Annotated in this window: 13 protein-coding genes; 7 read left to right on the plus strand and 6 right to left on the minus strand. The window is 59.8% G+C overall.

The annotated features are described in order from the left end of the window. Positions 1–130: 130 nt before the first annotated feature. Both ACQ4N7_RS03155 and ggpS read right to left on the minus strand, forming a co-directional pair. Positions 131–1804, minus strand: coding sequence for a glycerol-3-phosphate dehydrogenase/oxidase (locus ACQ4N7_RS03155; RefSeq protein WP_430710174.1), 1674 nt, complete (start codon positions 1802–1804; stop codon positions 131–133). Positions 1805–2326: 522 nt separating this feature from the next. After that, the gene (gene ggpS / locus ACQ4N7_RS03160; protein ID WP_430710175.1) at positions 2327–3841 is read right to left on the minus strand and encodes a glucosylglycerol-phosphate synthase; all 1515 of its coding nucleotides are present in this window, start codon (positions 3839–3841) and stop codon (positions 2327–2329) included. Positions 3842–4263: 422 nt separating this feature from the next. Between ggpS and ACQ4N7_RS03165 the strand changes: the two genes are divergently transcribed. The 6 genes from ACQ4N7_RS03165 (at position 4264) to ACQ4N7_RS03190 (ending at position 8239) form a co-directional block, all read left to right on the plus strand. Further along, positions 4264–6666, plus strand: coding sequence for a heavy metal translocating P-type ATPase (locus tag ACQ4N7_RS03165; protein WP_430710176.1), 2403 nt, complete (start codon positions 4264–4266; stop codon positions 6664–6666). Further along, positions 6659–7132: a type II toxin-antitoxin system VapC family toxin gene (locus ACQ4N7_RS03170; protein WP_430710177.1), complete on the plus strand. Its 474-nt coding sequence runs from the start codon at positions 6659–6661 to the stop codon at positions 7130–7132. Before ACQ4N7_RS03165 ends, ACQ4N7_RS03170 begins: the two co-directional genes overlap by 8 nt. Positions 7133–7136: 4 nt before the next feature. Next, the gene (locus tag ACQ4N7_RS03175; RefSeq protein WP_430710178.1) at positions 7137–7364 is read left to right on the plus strand and encodes a hypothetical protein; all 228 of its coding nucleotides are present in this window, start codon (positions 7137–7139) and stop codon (positions 7362–7364) included. Next, positions 7330–7635 (plus strand): hypothetical protein, encoded by a 306-nt coding sequence (locus ACQ4N7_RS03180; RefSeq protein ID WP_430710179.1) that lies wholly within the window; start codon positions 7330–7332, stop codon positions 7633–7635. The genes ACQ4N7_RS03175 and ACQ4N7_RS03180 overlap by 35 nt, the downstream gene beginning before the upstream one ends. Before the next feature lie 80 nt (positions 7636–7715). After that, positions 7716–7937 carry an addiction module protein gene (locus ACQ4N7_RS03185; protein ID WP_430710180.1) on the plus strand — a complete coding sequence of 74 codons (222 nt, stop codon included), beginning with the start codon at positions 7716–7718 and terminating at the stop codon, positions 7935–7937. Continuing rightward, complete coding sequence (locus ACQ4N7_RS03190) at positions 7937–8239, plus strand: type II toxin-antitoxin system RelE/ParE family toxin (RefSeq protein WP_430710181.1); 303 nt, start codon at positions 7937–7939, stop codon at positions 8237–8239. Before ACQ4N7_RS03185 ends, ACQ4N7_RS03190 begins: the two co-directional genes overlap by 1 nt. Before the next feature lie 21 nt (positions 8240–8260). On the opposite strand, the gene ACQ4N7_RS03195 is transcribed toward ACQ4N7_RS03190, so the two are convergent. The 3 genes from ACQ4N7_RS03195 to ACQ4N7_RS03205 form a co-directional block, all read right to left on the minus strand. Further along, positions 8261–9448: a lipase family protein gene (locus ACQ4N7_RS03195; RefSeq protein ID WP_430710182.1), complete on the minus strand. Its 1188-nt coding sequence runs from the start codon at positions 9446–9448 to the stop codon at positions 8261–8263. After that, complete coding sequence (locus tag ACQ4N7_RS03200; RefSeq protein WP_430710183.1) at positions 9441–10328, minus strand: hypothetical protein; 888 nt, start codon at positions 10326–10328, stop codon at positions 9441–9443. The genes ACQ4N7_RS03195 and ACQ4N7_RS03200 overlap by 8 nt, the downstream gene beginning before the upstream one ends. A gap of 151 nt (positions 10329–10479) precedes the next feature. After that, positions 10480–13026 (minus strand): CPBP family glutamic-type intramembrane protease, encoded by a 2547-nt coding sequence (locus tag ACQ4N7_RS03205; protein WP_430710184.1) that lies wholly within the window; start codon positions 13024–13026, stop codon positions 10480–10482. A 302-nt stretch (positions 13027–13328) separates the two neighbouring features. On the opposite strand from ACQ4N7_RS03205, the gene ACQ4N7_RS03210 reads away from it, so the two are divergent. Next, a complete protein-coding gene (locus tag ACQ4N7_RS03210) occupies positions 13329–14399 on the plus strand; it encodes an alpha/beta hydrolase (RefSeq protein ID WP_430710185.1) in 1071 nt (356 codons plus the stop codon). Here the strand turns inward: ACQ4N7_RS03210 and ACQ4N7_RS03215 are convergent. Continuing rightward, positions 14388–15248 (minus strand): fructosamine kinase family protein, encoded by an 861-nt coding sequence (locus ACQ4N7_RS03215; RefSeq protein ID WP_430710186.1) that lies wholly within the window; start codon positions 15246–15248, stop codon positions 14388–14390. The two genes, ACQ4N7_RS03210 and ACQ4N7_RS03215, sit on opposite strands and share 12 nt — an antisense overlap. Positions 15249–15254 lie beyond the last annotated feature (6 nt).

The following is a 15254-nucleotide window of genomic DNA, read 5'->3' on the forward strand; positions in this document are numbered from 1 at the left end:
GAGGGGTTGAGGAAGATGGAGGGGTGAGGGAGAGGAGGCAATGAATTCAAAGTGCAAAATTCAAAGTGCAAAATTTTGAGCTTTGAACTTCCCCTTCCTCACCATCCTCATCCCCTCACCATCTTCACAGCTAGGCCGTTTGCAGCGAAGGACTCTCCTGACCCAGCGCGTAGTCGGGGATGCAGTTGTCGGCCATAAACTGGTGGTAGGCGCGAATGTTGCGATCGCACTCCTCTTCACTCCAGCCGCAGTACTCGCGCAGCACCTCGGCCACTACAGGTAGCGCGTCAAAGCCGTAGTTGTGGTGCATGGCGACCGTGGTGCGGCGGCGCAGAATATCGACAAAGGTATGGGCCATCTCGTCCTGCACCGCGAACACGATTTGAGCCTGAATATCGTAGGCATAGTCGACAATCGGCTCGGCCAGGGCGGGGTGCTCATCGACAATGGCGAGCAGATCGCCGGTACGAGCGCCGTAGATGCCGATCAAGTGGTCGAGCACCGGGGTAGCAATCCGGTGGCGGTAGCGATCGTGCCATTCGCCCACCCTGGGGTTGTCGAGCAGAATGGCACCGGGCAGCGATCGCTTGTGGGTGGGGCAGGCGGGCACCGCTTCACCCCGATGGCGAAAGACCGCATCCACAAATTCTTCGCCCACCTGACGATGGGTGGTGAGCTTGCCGCCAATCAGCGAGATCAGGTTTTCGGCTCCCTCTTTGCTGTGGTCGTGGAGAATGTGGGCACGGCTAATGCTGCCTGCTTTTTTGCCTTCGGCGTAGGGCAGAGGCCGCACCCCGGCATAGGTAAAGCGCACGTCCTGGCGAGTCAGGTGGGCGGCGGGCAGCACGGCGTTGGTTTCTTTGAGCAGGTAGTCAATTTCGGCATCGTCGGCTTTGATGTTGTCGAGGGGGCCGGTGTAGCGCTCGTCGGTGGTGCCAATCAGGTATTGGCCCAGCCAGGGAATGATGAAAAAGGGCCGCCCGTCCGATTTGGCCTCCACATAGAGAGCCGAGCCGGGCGCACCAGGAAAGGCATCGACAATAATGTGGCTACCCTTGGTGCCGCCAATTTTTTGCCCCTGGCTAATCGGCGATTCGCTGAGACCGCAGACCTCATCGACCCAGGGGCCAGAGGTATTGACCACCACAGTTTTGTCGTGGGTGGCGACCTCAAAGGTTTCATCACTCAGCACATCGCGGCAGGTCAGCCCGGTAATGCGCTGACAACTGAGGTGAATGTCGTCTACCTGGGCATAGTTCAGCGCGATCGCCCCGGCCTGCTGGGCATCCAAAATATTTTCTAAGCACAGGCGCTCAGCATGTTCTGATTGACCGTCGTAGTATTGGGCCGACCCGGCCAGTTCATCGGCATCCATGGCCCGAAACAGCTGCCGCGTCTTCTGACGAGACAGCATGCGGTGGTTGGGCAACGATTTGTCATAGCTCAGCACGTCGTACAGCACCATGCCCACCTGAATGATGCGGTAGCTGCGCGAGCCGCTGCGGTAGATTGGAATCGTCATTTGCAGGGGCTTGGCCAGGTGGGGCGCGTTGCGCAACAGCACCTCCCGCTCGTGCAGCGACTCGCGCACCAGGTGAAACTCAAAATATTCCAGATAGCGCAACCCGCCATGGATGAGGCGGCTCGACCAGCTGGTGGTGCCGCCGCCAAAGTCGCCCTTATCAATAATTAGAGTTCTCAGCCCCCGCAAGGCTCCATCCCGAGCCGTGGCCGCACCGTTGATGCCGCCGCCGATCACAATCAGGTCGAAGGGTTGGTTGGTGAGGGTTTGAAGATTACGCATGGGAGTTGGGGGGTCGGGGTTTACGGGGAGCGAGTAGGTGAATGGTTGGATAAAGCGCCAGCGAAACGTAATGGCTTGACAGCAGGCGTTCTTGTGCAGCCTAACGCATTGAGTTTGGGCATCAGGGCTAAACAGGCCACGCTCAGCCCTTAGATATATGGATTCTTTAAGTAGATAAGACTGCTTGAGATGAGATACAGCCTGCGTAGGGTGGGCATTGCCCACCAACCCACTGGGGCTATAGATATGCTGGGCTTGGTTGGGGAGAGGCGGCGATCGCCGCTGCCCCAGGTCCAAATTTTGGAAGGTAAAATCTTCTTATATAGATGCCTCCTCAATAGCGCAGGAGATCCCAGGTTTCTGCGACGGCCTAAGGCGGTGACAGATCAATTCAGGAAAAGACCCCTGGAATCTTGGCCTAGCGTTTTGGTTTTAGGCTTCAGGTGAGGTGGGCCGTGCCCACCCTACGGGTGCTAACTAAAAGGGTGCGTCAGGCTGGGCCATAACGCACCCTCCCTGGGGCTAGGCGAGTACGAGGTCTTTTTCGGGCTCGGGGGCGGTGACGGCAACCGCATTGGCTTCGCGGAACATGTGGTTGGCCCACTGCTGCACGTCGTACTGGGTGATGGCGTTGTGCATGGTGGTCATGCGCCGCTTTTGCTCCTCCAGGGGCATGTCGAGGGCAACGTCAATGCACTCGTCCATGTTCTTGTCGGAGTAGGGGTTGGTGAGCACCGCATCGGGCAGCTCTACCGCCGAACCCGTGAACTCGGAGAGCACCAGCACGCCGTTTTCGCCGCCGTGGGCCGCGATGTATTCTTTGGCCACCAGGTTGAGACCGTCGCGCAGGGGCGGAATCCAGGCGATGTCGGCGGTTTTGTACAGCGCCATCAGGTCGTCAAAGGGGATGGGCTCGGTAAAGAGCTGGATGGCGTTCCAGGTGAGGGTGGAATATTTGCCGTTGATCTGGCCAACCAGCTGCTCAATTTCGCTCTGGGCGGTTTTGTAGACCCGCATGCCAGCGGCGGCTTTAACAGCGGTCATAATCAAATTCACCTTGCCGCGCAGCTCGGGGCGACGCTCCAGCAGCCGCTCAAAGCAGAGCAGCATTTCTTTCGCGCCCTTCACGTAATCAACCCGGCCTGCCGAAACGATGATCTTGTTGTCGCCCAGGTCATTGCGAATTTCGGCCACGCGCTGCTGCACCGAGGGCTTATTGACCATCTCGTGAATGTAGCCGGGGTTGGTGCCCACCGGAAAAGCGTCCACATTCACCACGCGGCCCTTGTACTCCAGCTTGGCGGTCATCTCCGGTTCGGCCAGGGCGGTGCCGAAGGGGGTAAAGGCCTCGGGCACGGGCTTGCGCTCAACGATATTCACATCGCGCAGGCTGCGGGCGGCAGAGACAAAGTTTTCGACGTAGCGGGGAATGTGAAAGCCGCACAGGTCGCAGCACAGCAGGCTGTCGATAATCGCCTCGCGCCAGTGCAGAATGTTGAACACATCGGCGGCGGGGAAGGGGGTGTGGTGGAAGAAGGCAATCTTCACATTGGGCATTTTTTGCCGAATGTAGAAGGGCGTCAGCCACAGGTTGTAGTCGTGAATCCAGATCAGGGCGTCGTCGGCAGCCTCTTCGCAGGCGGCTTCGGCAAACAGCTTGTTGATGTACTGAAAGTTTTCCCAGTCAGAGCTTTCGTAGGTGAAGTGCTCGGGGAAGGAGTGGAGGATGGGCCAGATCGCCTCTTTGGCGGTGATGTAGTAAAAATCTTTGACCCGCTCAGCAGTGAGGGGAATGCGGCGGATGACGGCGCGATCGCTCCAGCCTTCCATCGTTACTCGGTCATCAAAGCTCTCCTGCTTGTCTTCGGCGACCTGCTTCCAGGCTACCCAGGTGCTGCTGTCAGCGTTGGCAAAAAAGCTTTTCAGGGTTGGCACAATGCCGTTGGGACTTTTTTTCTCGCGATAGACGGTTTTGCCGTTTTCAACGACCTCGTCGTAGGGTTCGCGGTGGTAAAGAATTACCAAAGAAGATTTCATCGTTTGTTGCTCCTGGCTTGTTTGCTTGTGGCAATGCGCGCGGGACGGCTGCTGTGTAAACTCCAACAGAGATCGTTACATTACGTAGCAATCGTATGTATACAGAGCTACGCTGGCATCTACCTGGGGGTATATCCCTATGCCTATAGATAGAGGCCATGACTGGATTCTATGATCTTTGTGAGGATTGCCCAAACCCCTAACGCCACCAAAGGTCGCAGGAGCCACAATTTGGGGTCGCTGCTCAAAACCCGTTCTATTTTCTACAGCCCCCAACCCCTGGGGCTTTGGGGCGTTGATGACTTACCTAGCGAGGGCCAGCAACGCAGCACAATAAGAGTTTTTTAGCTCACGCAGCAGATACCCACAGTTTGAGGCGGCTTGGTAGGCTAGATTTGCTGCTGCTTCTAGCGTTTCGCCCCATGCAAGTTCTTTCTACCCAACCGTCCGATCAAGTCACGGCATCAGAGCCGTCGCCGAGCCAAACCGTGGTGCTCAACATCAGCGGCATGAAGTGTGCCGGGTGCGTGCGAGCGGTCGAAACGAGCCTCAACCAGGTGGACGGGGTGCGATCGGCCACGGTCAACCTGGTGACGGAGGTGGCGGTCGTCGAAACCGAAACTGGCTCCGTTACCACCGAAGACCTGGTGGAGCAGGTATCTCAGGCGGGCTTTGCCGCCACCCCCCGCGCCACCGATGGCGATGGCGACGACCTCACCGCCTGGGTCGAAGCCAAGCGGGCCGAACAGCAGCAGCAGGGGCGGCGGCTGGGGGTGGCGATCGCCCTGCTCATTCTCTCCACCATTGGCCACCTGAACCACTTTGGCTGGCTAACCATCCCGGTGCTCAGCGACCTGTGGTTCCACGCCGTTTTGGCCACGGTGACGCTGGCGTTTCCGGCCCGCGAAATTCTCGTGGACGGGTGGGCCGGGCTGCGGCGGCTGGCCCCCAATATGAATACTCTGGTGGCCCTGGGCAGCGTTAGCGCCTACCTGGCTAGCGTAGTGGCGCTGGTGTTCCCCAGCCTGGGCTGGGAGTGCTTTTTTGAAGAGCCGGTGATGCTGCTGGCATTCATTTTGCTGGGCCGCACCCTGGAGCAGCGCGCCCGGTATCGGGCGGCGGATGCGCTGCGATCGCTGGTTGAACTCCAGCCCGCCGTGGCCCGGCTGATCTCTAACCCTGCCACCGCTGGGGTCGCCCAGACTGGGGTCGAAGTGCCCGCCCGCTGCCTTCAGGTGGGCGAGTGGGTTCAGGTGCTGCCCGGCGAAAAAATCTCCGCCGATGGCACCGTGGTTTCTGGCCAGAGCACCGTCGATGAGTCGATGCTGACGGGCGAGTCGATGCCGGTGCTGAAGCAGCCCGGCGATGGGGTGACGGCAGGGACTGTGAACCAGAGTGGGGCGATCGCCCTGCAAGTCACCAGCACTGGCCAGAATACCGTGCTGGCCCAGATGATTCGCCTGGTCGAAACTGCCCAGAGCCGCAAGGCCCCGATTCAGCGCCTGGCGGATGTGATCTCGGGCTACTTCACCTATGGGGTGATGTCTTTGGCCACGCTCACGTTTTTGTTCTGGTACTTCATCGGTCTGCACCAGTGGCCGGGGGTGATGCACTCAGCCCTGGGTATGGCCCACATGGGCCACACCATGACCTACACCTCGTCAACGCTGCTGGTGAGTCTAAAGCTGGCGATCGCGGTCATGGTGGTCGCCTGCCCCTGCGCCCTGGGCCTGGCCACCCCCACTGCCATTCTGGTCGGCTCGGGGCTGGGGGCCGAGCGGGGTCTGCTGCTGCGCGGCGGCGACAGCCTGGAGACCATCGCTCACCTCGATACGGTGGTCTTCGACAAAACCGGCACCCTCACCCTGGGCCAGCCCGCCGTCACCGAGGTGCAAGCTTTGACGAATGATCTGAGCGAGGCCGACATTTTGCAACTGGCCGCCACCGTCGAAAGCGGCACCCAGCACCCCCTGGCTAAAGCTATTCAGCAGGCCACTGCGGCGCGAGAACTGGATCTGCTGCCAGCCGATGAGTTTGATACTCAACCCGGCCTCGGCGTCGCCGCTCAAGTCACCTGGCAACACACCGTGCAACCCTGCGCCCTGGGCAACCAGCAGTGGATGATCGCGCGAGATATCGCGCTGGATGCCGATGTGCAGGATCGGGCCAAAACGCTGGCGGCAGCGGGGCAGACGGTGGTGTACGTGGCGCTAGGCGATCGCATGGTGGGCTTGGTTGCGATCGCAGACCAGCTGCGCCCCGACGCCGACGCCGTGGTGGATGCTCTGCAAAAACAGGGGCTCCAGGTGCGGGTGCTAACGGGCGATAGAAAAGAGGTGGCGGGGGCGATCGCCGCCCAGCTCAACCTCAATCCCAATCAAGTCACCGCCGAAGTTTCGCCCCAGGGCAAAGTGGACGCGATCCGCCAGCTCCAAGATAGTGGCCACACCGTAGCGCTGATGGGCGACGGCATTAACGATGCCCCCGCCCTGGCCCAGGCCGATGTCGGCATCAGCCTCCATTCCAGTACCGACATTGCCATGGAAACCGCCGACGTCATTCTCATGGGCGACCAACTCTCCGCCCTACTCGAAACCCTCACCCTCAGCCGCGCCACGTTCAACAAAATTCGCCAAAACCTGGCCTGGGCCTTTGCCTACAACCTGGTAGCGATTCCCCTCGCCGCTGGAGTACTGCTGCCCACCGTCGGAGTCAGCCTCAGCCCCGCCGCCGCAGGCGGCATGATGGCGTTTAGCTCAGTGGCAGTAGTGGTTAACTCGCTGCTTCTGCGCCGAAATCAAAGACTCAATGTTGAGAATGACTGAGACTGTTTACATAGAAACGAGTATTTTAGGCTATCTTACTGCTCGTCCTAGCAGAGATCTGGTAGTGGCTGCCAACATTGAGATTACCAGGGAGTGGTGGGAGACACGTCGAAATGATTTCCAGCTTTACTCATCGCAGGCAGTTGTAAAAGAAACCTCTAAAGGAGATATTCAAGTGGCATCTCAAAGACTTGAAATCATCCGCAGCTTTACATTGCTCGACTTAAATCAATCTGTGATCAGTTTAGCGGGGCAGTTTTTGGGACGCAGCAACCTACCTGCCAAAGCTGATATTGACGCTATTCATATTGCAGCCGCCACGATCCACAGTATGGACTACCTGCTGACGTGGAATTGCAAGCATATTGCCAATGCTCAAATCCAGAGAAAGCTGGCAGAAGTCAGTCTTGACTTTGGGTATGAGCTGCCAATTCTTTGTACACCCTACGAACTGTTAGGAGATTGAATTAATGTATAAAGATGAGATTGTCGAGGAAATTCATAGAATCCGTGAGGAATACTCTCGGTCATTCAACCATGACTTACAGGCTATCTTTGCCGACTTGCAAAGGCAGCAAGCTGAAAGCGGTAGAAAGTTTGTAAATCTTTCAAAAAAGCCAGGGTTAACAAGCCGATGGGCAAAGCAATCAAACGATCTTGACAATGAGGCAAAAAATACTGATCGTGATTCAGCTTAGCTACGCAACAGAGAATGCCGTGAGATCAGCGCTTCATCAACCATCGTCTTTAATTCACACGATTCAGCTTAAGAGAGTTGATGACTGGAACCTATTCAAATTCAGTAACTCCCTTCAACTACGAATGGAGTTACTGCTAGCAAAGAAAAAAGCTGATCAGCTTACGACCGATGAAATTGACGAGCTAGACTCAATTGGCGATTTAGATCGCATTTTGACCCATGCGAATGCTATGCTAGCGGCCCACGATTCCAATTATCTTAATAAATAGCTCATCTAAGAGAGTGTATTTCCAATTTCACAAAATTATCTTTCCACAATATCAAACATTCTTATTTAGGACATTTAGTTATGTCGATTGACCAACTGATGACTGAGGCGCTTGCTCTTCCTGATAATCTAAAAATTCAGCTTGTGGAGGAGCTGTTGGCAAGTTTAGAAGCTGTAGACGAGGCTATTCAAGCTGAATGGATTGCTGAGGCCCAGAGGCGGCGAGATGAAATTCTTAACGGAACTGTTCAATCTATTCCTGGTGATGAAGCACTTGCGCGAGCGAGAAGTTTACTGGGCTAATGAAATACGGTTTTCACCCAGAGGCACTGGCCGAGTATTCGCAAGCGATACAGTACTATGCCGAGCAGCGTGTTGATCTGGCACAGGCGTTTATTGATGCGCTTGAGAATGCCGTCTACCGCTTACGAGAAGCCCCAAGCCGTTATCCTGTAGTTGCTCCCGGCATTAGGCGATGTATAGTTCGCAAATTTCCGTATAGCATTCTGTACCTAGCTGAGGCAGATTCTATTTTGATCTTGGCAGTTACCCACGGCAAACAGAGGCCAGGATACTGGCGATCGCGCCTTAGCTCGAGTAGCTGAGTCTGCTCAATGCGATCGCCCCTAGGCAATCCCCGTCACTGGAAAGTTGCGGGTCTGGTTGCTTTCGGCTTCGGCGTTAACCGCTCGGCGGTAGGTATCGACAATGTGGTTGGGCAAAATGTCGCCCCCCTGGCTCAAGAAAGCCCATTCTTCGCCGATATGGACGAACTGCGCCCGCAGCTGGGTGGGAGGCATGGTAGGAATAGGGTCCGCCAGGTTGCTAATGCGAAAGCTATTGGGCAGCAGCCGGGCGTAGCTGCGCACAAACTCGGGGTTGCCCACCCGAGGGCTGGCGTACACGTAGACCTGCAGGCTGGACCGCAGCTTGGGCACGGCCAGGGCAATATCGAGGGCCAGCACCGTGGCCAGGGCCGCCCCCAGGCTGTGCCCCGACACATAGCAGGGTTTGCTGGGGTCAATCTGCCGTACCGCCTCCACCACCAGGGGGTTGATAATGCTGTCGGCAATGCGGCGAAAGCCGGTGTGAATGTTGCCGAGGCTCTCGCCCGTGTTGGGGTCGAGGTAGGGCTGCTGCACCGCGTAGATATTGCCCACCCACTCGGCGGTGCGCTGGGTGCCGCGAAACACCAAAATACTGTCGTCGTCAGACTCCAGCAAAAAGCCGTAGAACACCTCAATGCGGCGACCCACCCGCACCGCCGCCGTCACCCCGCTGCGAATGACATCTTCAGTGCTGGACAGGGTTTCTTCCAGGGCGGTGGGGTCATCCATCAGGGTGGGATCGTCAATTAGCGCCTGGGGCACCTGGACTTCGATGTTGTCATTGACCTGGCGCTCCTGGCCGCGAAAGTTGGCCACCAGGCGATACTTGTCTAGCTCGGGGGTGTAGTCGAGCAGTTGCGCCAGGTTGCCGTCGTAGCGGGGGTCGTTGCGCCCGGTGATGTACTGCTGGGTGGCCAGGCGGCTGAGCAAGATCAGCCGTTTGGAGATGGTGCGGTTGTAGGGGATCGGCGGTGGCGGAAAGGCAGCGGCGGCTTGAATCGCCTGAAATTCTTCGACCATACGAGTGTCGCCCGTCACCGCCGCCTGAATGATGTCTTCGGGGTCGTAAAATTCGGCGGCAAAGGCATCGATCGCGGCCTGACGGGCGGCAGCGCGATCGCGCTTCACATACTCGGTGCCCAGGGTTGCCGCCGTGCCAGCGGCCACGCCCCCCAGCAACAGCTGCCGTCGCTTGAATTTATCCATGCTGGTGCTCCTGGTCGGGGGTAGAAATTGCTGCGTCAGTGGGAATAGCCGCCCTCAGGCTGGGGAAGGCGCGCTGGAGGGCCGTGGGGTCGGGGCGCTTTTGGCTGGTGTAGAACTGGTTGGTCGATTGCCCCGCGATCCAGGTGGCGGTGGCGAATCCGGCGGCCCGCGAGAAGGCCCCGGCGTAGGGCACCACAACACCTAACCCCACCAGCGTTCCCCAGGCCAAAAACCCGCCCACCACCGCCGCCATAAAGCCAAACAGATTGCCCACGATCGCCAACCAATCCTGCCCCTGGGGTCGGCCCCAGAGGTTGCGAATATCCCAGATCATTTTGAGAATGAGGCCCAGCACCACCAGAAACTTGAACTCCAGAGTGCCGCCGCCGCGCAGGGGCACCAGACCCACGATCGCAGCCCCCAGGGCGTAGTCAAAAATCAGGCGGCGCACCTCGCCCTCACGACCAATCAGGGCCGCCATGCCCGCCAGTGCTGAGTTGATCGTGCCGCCCGACAGATTGGCGCGCAACGGCTGCCGGGCCAGGGTTTTGGCCAGCTCAGGCGAAAGCCCAAAGGCCGATCGCAGCTGGTGCAGCAGCGCAGCCTCCTGGGGGTCAATGCCCTTCGATCGCGCGATCGCACAGGCCCCCCGATACACCTGCTGCTGCCACTCGGGGGTTTGAATCTGGGGCAGCCAGTGATCCACCGGACGGGGATCGTGCAGCAGGCTTTCCGGCGTCACCCCCAGCGGCAGCGGCGCAAAGGTGTTTAGCGCCGCCAAAAAGGCCTCAAACTCGCGCGGCGTGGGGTCGCCCTTGAGCCTGGCCACACTGGCCAGGGTTTCGAGGCAGGCAGTTTTTTCGGCATCAGAGGGGGGCATGGGGAGGGGGAGGGGTGAGAGGGTGGATGAGTGGACGGTCCCTGAGCGGAGTCGAAGGGGACGGTCCCTGAGCGGAGTCGAAGGGGACGGTCCCTGAGCGGAGTCGAAGGGGGTGGACGGTCCCTGAGCGGAGTCGAAGGGGGAAAGGGGTTTAGGGGGTTAATTCAATTGGTTTTATCTCTGCTTTTGGCGAGGAAGGGCGCTGGCGGCGGCGGGTGTGGGGCAGGCGGGTTTTGCCGCCGAGGGCGTAGATCCACCCTAAGACTACTGCCCAGTGCAGGAACGCGCACAGCCAGAGGGAGCCAGTGATCCAGTACAGCCCGGTCAGAAATAGCCCTAGCCAGCCAGCCAAAATCAGAAAGCGGCGATCGCTGAGGGTGTCGTTGGCGGCTTTATACAGGGTTTTGCCCAGCACCAGGTGGTAGAGCACAAACAGAATCAGGCTGGCGATCGCCCACAGCAGCCACCGCCCACCGGGTATGCCCTCGTTGGGGTGGGGCAGCAGCATGACCCGAAAGACGATTTCCTCTAGCAGGGCGGGCATAAAAAACAGGCCCAGAGCGTGCAAGCCAAAGCGCACCGGGCTATCGATGGCATTTTGCCGCACCAAAAACCGATTCTGCAGCCCAAAGGGAACCGCCAGGGCAGCATAGAGGGCCAGGAGCAGGAGGGTGAGCAGCACGTCGCCCCAGGCGATCGGCGTGGTCAGGCCATCCACCAGGCGCTGCACTCCTCGCCCCAAAAAGGGAATGCCGCCCAGCAGGGTGGTGGGCGGCACTGGCTTCACCAGCGGGTCATGGCCGCCCACCATGTTGGTGCGCAAAAACCAGAGCTGGGCACCGTGGCGCAGAAACACCCGCGCCACCTCATCGTGAGCCCAGCGGGGCATCATGCTCTGCCAGCTCAGCGCCCCGCTCAGCAGCCCCGTATTGCTAACAAAGTCGCCTCTGGGTGCGATGCCGGCCAGCGATTCGGCGTTGTTGCGCCAGTCGGGCCGAATTACGCCGTAGGGCACGAGCATGGCTTCCAGATCGGCTCCCAGGGCCACAAACTGCCGGGCGCGCAGGGCCTCGGGGCTGTCGGGGTTTTGCCGAATCCACTCGACAATCTCTGGGTGGGTTTCAATCTGCCGCCGCACCTGCTGCATGGCGATAAACAGCGCCTGGTTCGAGTCCTGCACGCAGGAGGTGGCCGGGGTAACGCCCGCTACCCCCGTGCCATCGCCAGTGCGGTAGCGGGCGGCCAGCACCTGGGTCTGCATCAGCAGTTCGCGAAACAGCGAGATGCGCGTCTCCCCAAACTGAAAGGGCGCGACAAACGCGTCGAGCTTCACCACCACATCCGACACCGGGCGAATGCCCAGCCAGCCCCGCTGCATGTCGCCCATGTAGCCGCTCCAGTCCTGGGTGCCCGACAGCACCCCCGGCGAGTTGTGGGCATAGATCTGCTGGTACTGAATGTCAAACTGCAGCTCGTCTGCGATCGGTTCGCGCACCACCCGCGCCAGCCCGTAGGCAAAGTGGCCCGTCACCGTTCCCGCCGGAATGAATTCGCTATTTTCGCCGCCAATGCCGCCAAACAGGTGAATCACCAGGGCGTAGTCGCCCTCTTGCCAGCGATCGCGAGCCGCATCTGAACTACCGCCGTCGGGGCTGACCAGCACCCGCTGCAAAGTGCCCTGGCGCTGGGGAGTATCGCGCCAGTTTTGTCGGTCAATGTACTTAAACCCCGGCTCGCGGCCAATTACCACCCGGTCGGGCATCAGCTGCACCAGGCGGCGGGGCTTGAGCGCCTGCACAGTAAATACGCCATTCGCATCGCGCGCGCCGTAGATGTACCAGCCCGCCGCCCCTGCCGGAGAGGTGTCGAGCTCGCGCAGATTGGAGAAAAAGCGATCGCCATTTACCCTCGGCTGCTGGGGAATGCGAATCGTGCCCGTGGGGCCAGTAAAGTCTCGGGTTGCCCCATCGTAAAACTGCACCCGAAAAAACTCGGTGGGGCAGGGGGCCTCCCCAGGGCATTCGGTGGGTAGGGGCGCGTTGACGTTCGGATCTGGCCCCAAAATCTTCACCAGGCCGTACTCGCGCCCGGTAATTTGAATCGGCTCCAGTCTGGTTTGCAGCACCGGCTGACCAGCCTCAGTCACCAGCTCGCTTTCCGCCAGCCGCACGGTGACATCGTCGTTGGGTCGCGCCCCGGCCAAAGATTGCAGCGGGCCAACCTGGCTACGCCCGTTCAGCCGCACCGGCACCAGGTTGCCATTGGCCAAAAAGCGCTCGGCCTGGGGGCTAAAGGCAACGTCACGGGTAACGGTGTCGACATAGGTTTTAGCCAGGTCGCTGGGCTTCCAGGTCAGCTTAAGGGTCTGGCCCACCAGTTCCGGGGTCGGGCCGTGCCACACCTCAAACCAGGCCCAGTCGCCGGGGTCAGCCGCGTACTCTGCTGCGCTGGGTAAGATCAGCCGCCCGTTCCAGGCCCCGTTGGGCCGCAGGTTGGGGGAACTGGGCAGGGGCTGCACCGGATAGGTGGCGATTTGGTTGAAGGGTTGGGCCTGGGCCAGCTCGTAGGTTGACAGGCTGGCGATCGCGGCCACACTGCCCAGCAGCACAACCAAGGCTGTAGATAGAGCCAGGCTCAGCCCGCGCCATCCCCGGCTAAAGCGTGGGAGCAACCAGCGGCTGGGCGACAAGACTATCATGGCAAGCTCTCTTGAAAGATTAGCGATCGCAGCGGTGAACGGTCTTTTTCAGGCTTAACCTGGCCAATTTCTTCACACTCAGACATTGGGTCAGCACGCAACCCGCTTAGGGTAGGCTATGGCCTCTTTATAGGAAACTTGTAAGCTCCCAGGGCTAGGGCAGTGACCTGAGGTTAAGAAAACTTATGTTATCTCGTCGGTCAAAGTCAGCGAATAGGCTCTTGCCCGCAGGGCCATCCTGAATTGAGCCCCAGAATCGGCCTTGGTACTATGGTCGTGGCTGGCGAGCGCACTACAGACCCATGACCAAACCTTCAAAGGGATCCAGATTACAGCGCTACGGGAAAGGGATAGCTGTGGGATTGGCCTCTGCCCTGGGGCTAATCATCCTCGCTGGCGCTGGCACCTACGCCGCCTTTCGGCTCAGCCCCTGGCCCTCGGCGCTGCTCATTCGCCGGGCCTTTGATGCCGAGGCTGAACAGGTTTCTGAAGCGCTAGAACCCTACCTGCCCAAGGGTGTGGCAGCGGTGCTAGATGAGCGCTACGCCCCAGGCCGCGATGCCTACCTCGATGTCTACTTCCCCGACAGTTTGAGCGAGGGCGAGAGGCTGCCAACGGTGGTGTGGAGCCACGGGGGAGCATATATCTCCGGCGACAAAGACCAGATCGGCCACTACGCCCAGGTGCTGGCCGGTCAGGGGTTCACCGTGGTGAGCGTGAACTACTCCATTGCGCCAGGGGCCAAATTCCCCACGCCCATTCGCCAGGTCAACCAGGCGCTGGGCTACCTGGTCGAAAACAGCGATCGCCTGCGCGTTGACCCCAACCGCATTTTCTTAGCGGGCGACTCTGCCGGGTCGCACATTTCGGCTCAGCTGGCCGTGGCGATTAGCGAACCCGCCTACGCCCAGCAGCTCGGCCTCACCCCGGCGGTCACTCCCGACCAGATCGCCGGCATGCTGCTTTACTGCGGCCCCTACAACGTGCGATCGGTCAACCTCAGCGGCCCGTTTGGGCAGTTTATGACCACCGTGCTGTGGGCCTACAGCGGCGATCGCAACTTTGCCGAAAACGACTACTTTGCCCTGGCCAACCTGAGCGACTACGTCACCGCCGACTTTCCGCCCACGTTCATTTCGGCGGGCAATGCCGATCCGCTGCTGCCCCATTCGACCGCGCTGGCGGAGCAGCTGGAGCAGCTGGGCGTCCCGGTTGAAACGCTGTTTTTCCCCTCCGACCACGAGCCTGGGCTGGGCCACGAGTATCAATTTGTCTTGGCCAGCGAGGCCGGACAGCTCGCCCTGGAGCGATCGGTGCAGTTTATGCAAGAGCTTACAGCGCCCGCAAGTTCGCCTGACACCTCACCGCAATAGCTGGTCGATCATACGGTTGGCCTGCGACTCGTAGCTGCCGCCAAACAGGGTGAAGTGGTTGAGGATGTGGTAGAGGTTGTAGAGCGTTTTGCGGGTTTTGTAGCCAGCATCGAGCGGGTAGGCGGCGTTGTAGGCTTCGTAGAAGGCGGCGGGGAAGCGGCCAAACAGCTCGGTCATGGCGATGTCTACCTCGCGATCGCCGTAGTACGTCGCCGGATCCAAAATTACCGGTTCGCTGTCTTTCGTCACCGCCGCATTGCCCGACCACAGATCGCCATGCACCAGGGCTGGGGCCGGGTCGTGGCCCGCCAGTAAATCCGGCAGCGCCATCAGCAGCTCGTGCTGACGCGGAAACCGACCGCCGCGACGGCCCGCCAGGCGAAACTGGTGGCGCAGGCGGTGCTCACGGTAAAACTCCAGCCAGGTTGCCGTCCAGGGGTTGGGCTGGGGGGTTGCGCCAATGGTATTCGTCTGGTGCCAGCCAAAGCCTTTTTCGTGGGTCACCCGGTGCATTGCCGCCAGGTCCTTGCCCATGCGGCCCCAGGACTCGCTGCCGCCGCCCAGCTCCAGCCACTCCAGGGCAATGTAGGCCGAGCCATCCACCGTGCCCCAGCAGATGGGCTTGGGCACCCGAATGGTCTGGCTGTCGTACATATCCTTCAGCCCCAGGGCCTCGGCCTCAAACATCGCCACCTGCGAAGCCTGGTTGAGCTTGAGAAAATACGACTGGCTGCCGTCGCTGACCTGGTAGGCCTGGTTGATGCAGCCACCCCCCACCGAACGCCTATCGACAATGGTGAAGGCGGTGCCGGTTTTAGCCGCAATGTGCTGGGCGATCGCAGTCCACATATCGAC

Origin of the sequence: Nodosilinea sp. AN01ver1, assembly GCF_050565655.1 — a bacterium.
Taxonomy (GTDB): domain Bacteria; phylum Cyanobacteriota; class Cyanobacteriia; order Phormidesmidales; family Phormidesmidaceae; genus Nodosilinea.

Coding starts and splice junctions, on each gene's coding strand:
- ACQ4N7_RS03155 (WP_430710174.1), bottom strand. CDS start 1,804: ATGCGTAATCTTCAAACCCTCACCAACCAACCCTTCGACCTGATTGTG.
- ggpS (WP_430710175.1), bottom strand. CDS start 3,841: ATGAAATCTTCTTTGGTAATTCTTTACCACCGCGAACCCTACGACGAG.
- ACQ4N7_RS03165 (WP_430710176.1), top strand. CDS start 4,264: ATGCAAGTTCTTTCTACCCAACCGTCCGATCAAGTCACGGCATCAGAG.
- ACQ4N7_RS03170 (WP_430710177.1), top strand. CDS start 6,659: ATGACTGAGACTGTTTACATAGAAACGAGTATTTTAGGCTATCTTACT.
- ACQ4N7_RS03175 (WP_430710178.1), top strand. CDS start 7,137: ATGTATAAAGATGAGATTGTCGAGGAAATTCATAGAATCCGTGAGGAA.
- ACQ4N7_RS03180 (WP_430710179.1), top strand. CDS start 7,330: ATGAGGCAAAAAATACTGATCGTGATTCAGCTTAGCTACGCAACAGAG.
- ACQ4N7_RS03185 (WP_430710180.1), top strand. CDS start 7,716: ATGTCGATTGACCAACTGATGACTGAGGCGCTTGCTCTTCCTGATAAT.
- ACQ4N7_RS03190 (WP_430710181.1), top strand. CDS start 7,937: ATGAAATACGGTTTTCACCCAGAGGCACTGGCCGAGTATTCGCAAGCG.
- ACQ4N7_RS03195 (WP_430710182.1), bottom strand. CDS start 9,448: ATGGATAAATTCAAGCGACGGCAGCTGTTGCTGGGGGGCGTGGCCGCT.
- ACQ4N7_RS03200 (WP_430710183.1), bottom strand. CDS start 10,328: ATGCCCCCCTCTGATGCCGAAAAAACTGCCTGCCTCGAAACCCTGGCC.
- ACQ4N7_RS03205 (WP_430710184.1), bottom strand. CDS start 13,026: ATGATAGTCTTGTCGCCCAGCCGCTGGTTGCTCCCACGCTTTAGCCGG.
- ACQ4N7_RS03210 (WP_430710185.1), top strand. CDS start 13,329: ATGACCAAACCTTCAAAGGGATCCAGATTACAGCGCTACGGGAAAGGG.
- ACQ4N7_RS03215 (WP_430710186.1), bottom strand. CDS start 15,248: ATGTGGACTGCGATCGCCCAGCACATTGCGGCTAAAACCGGCACCGCC.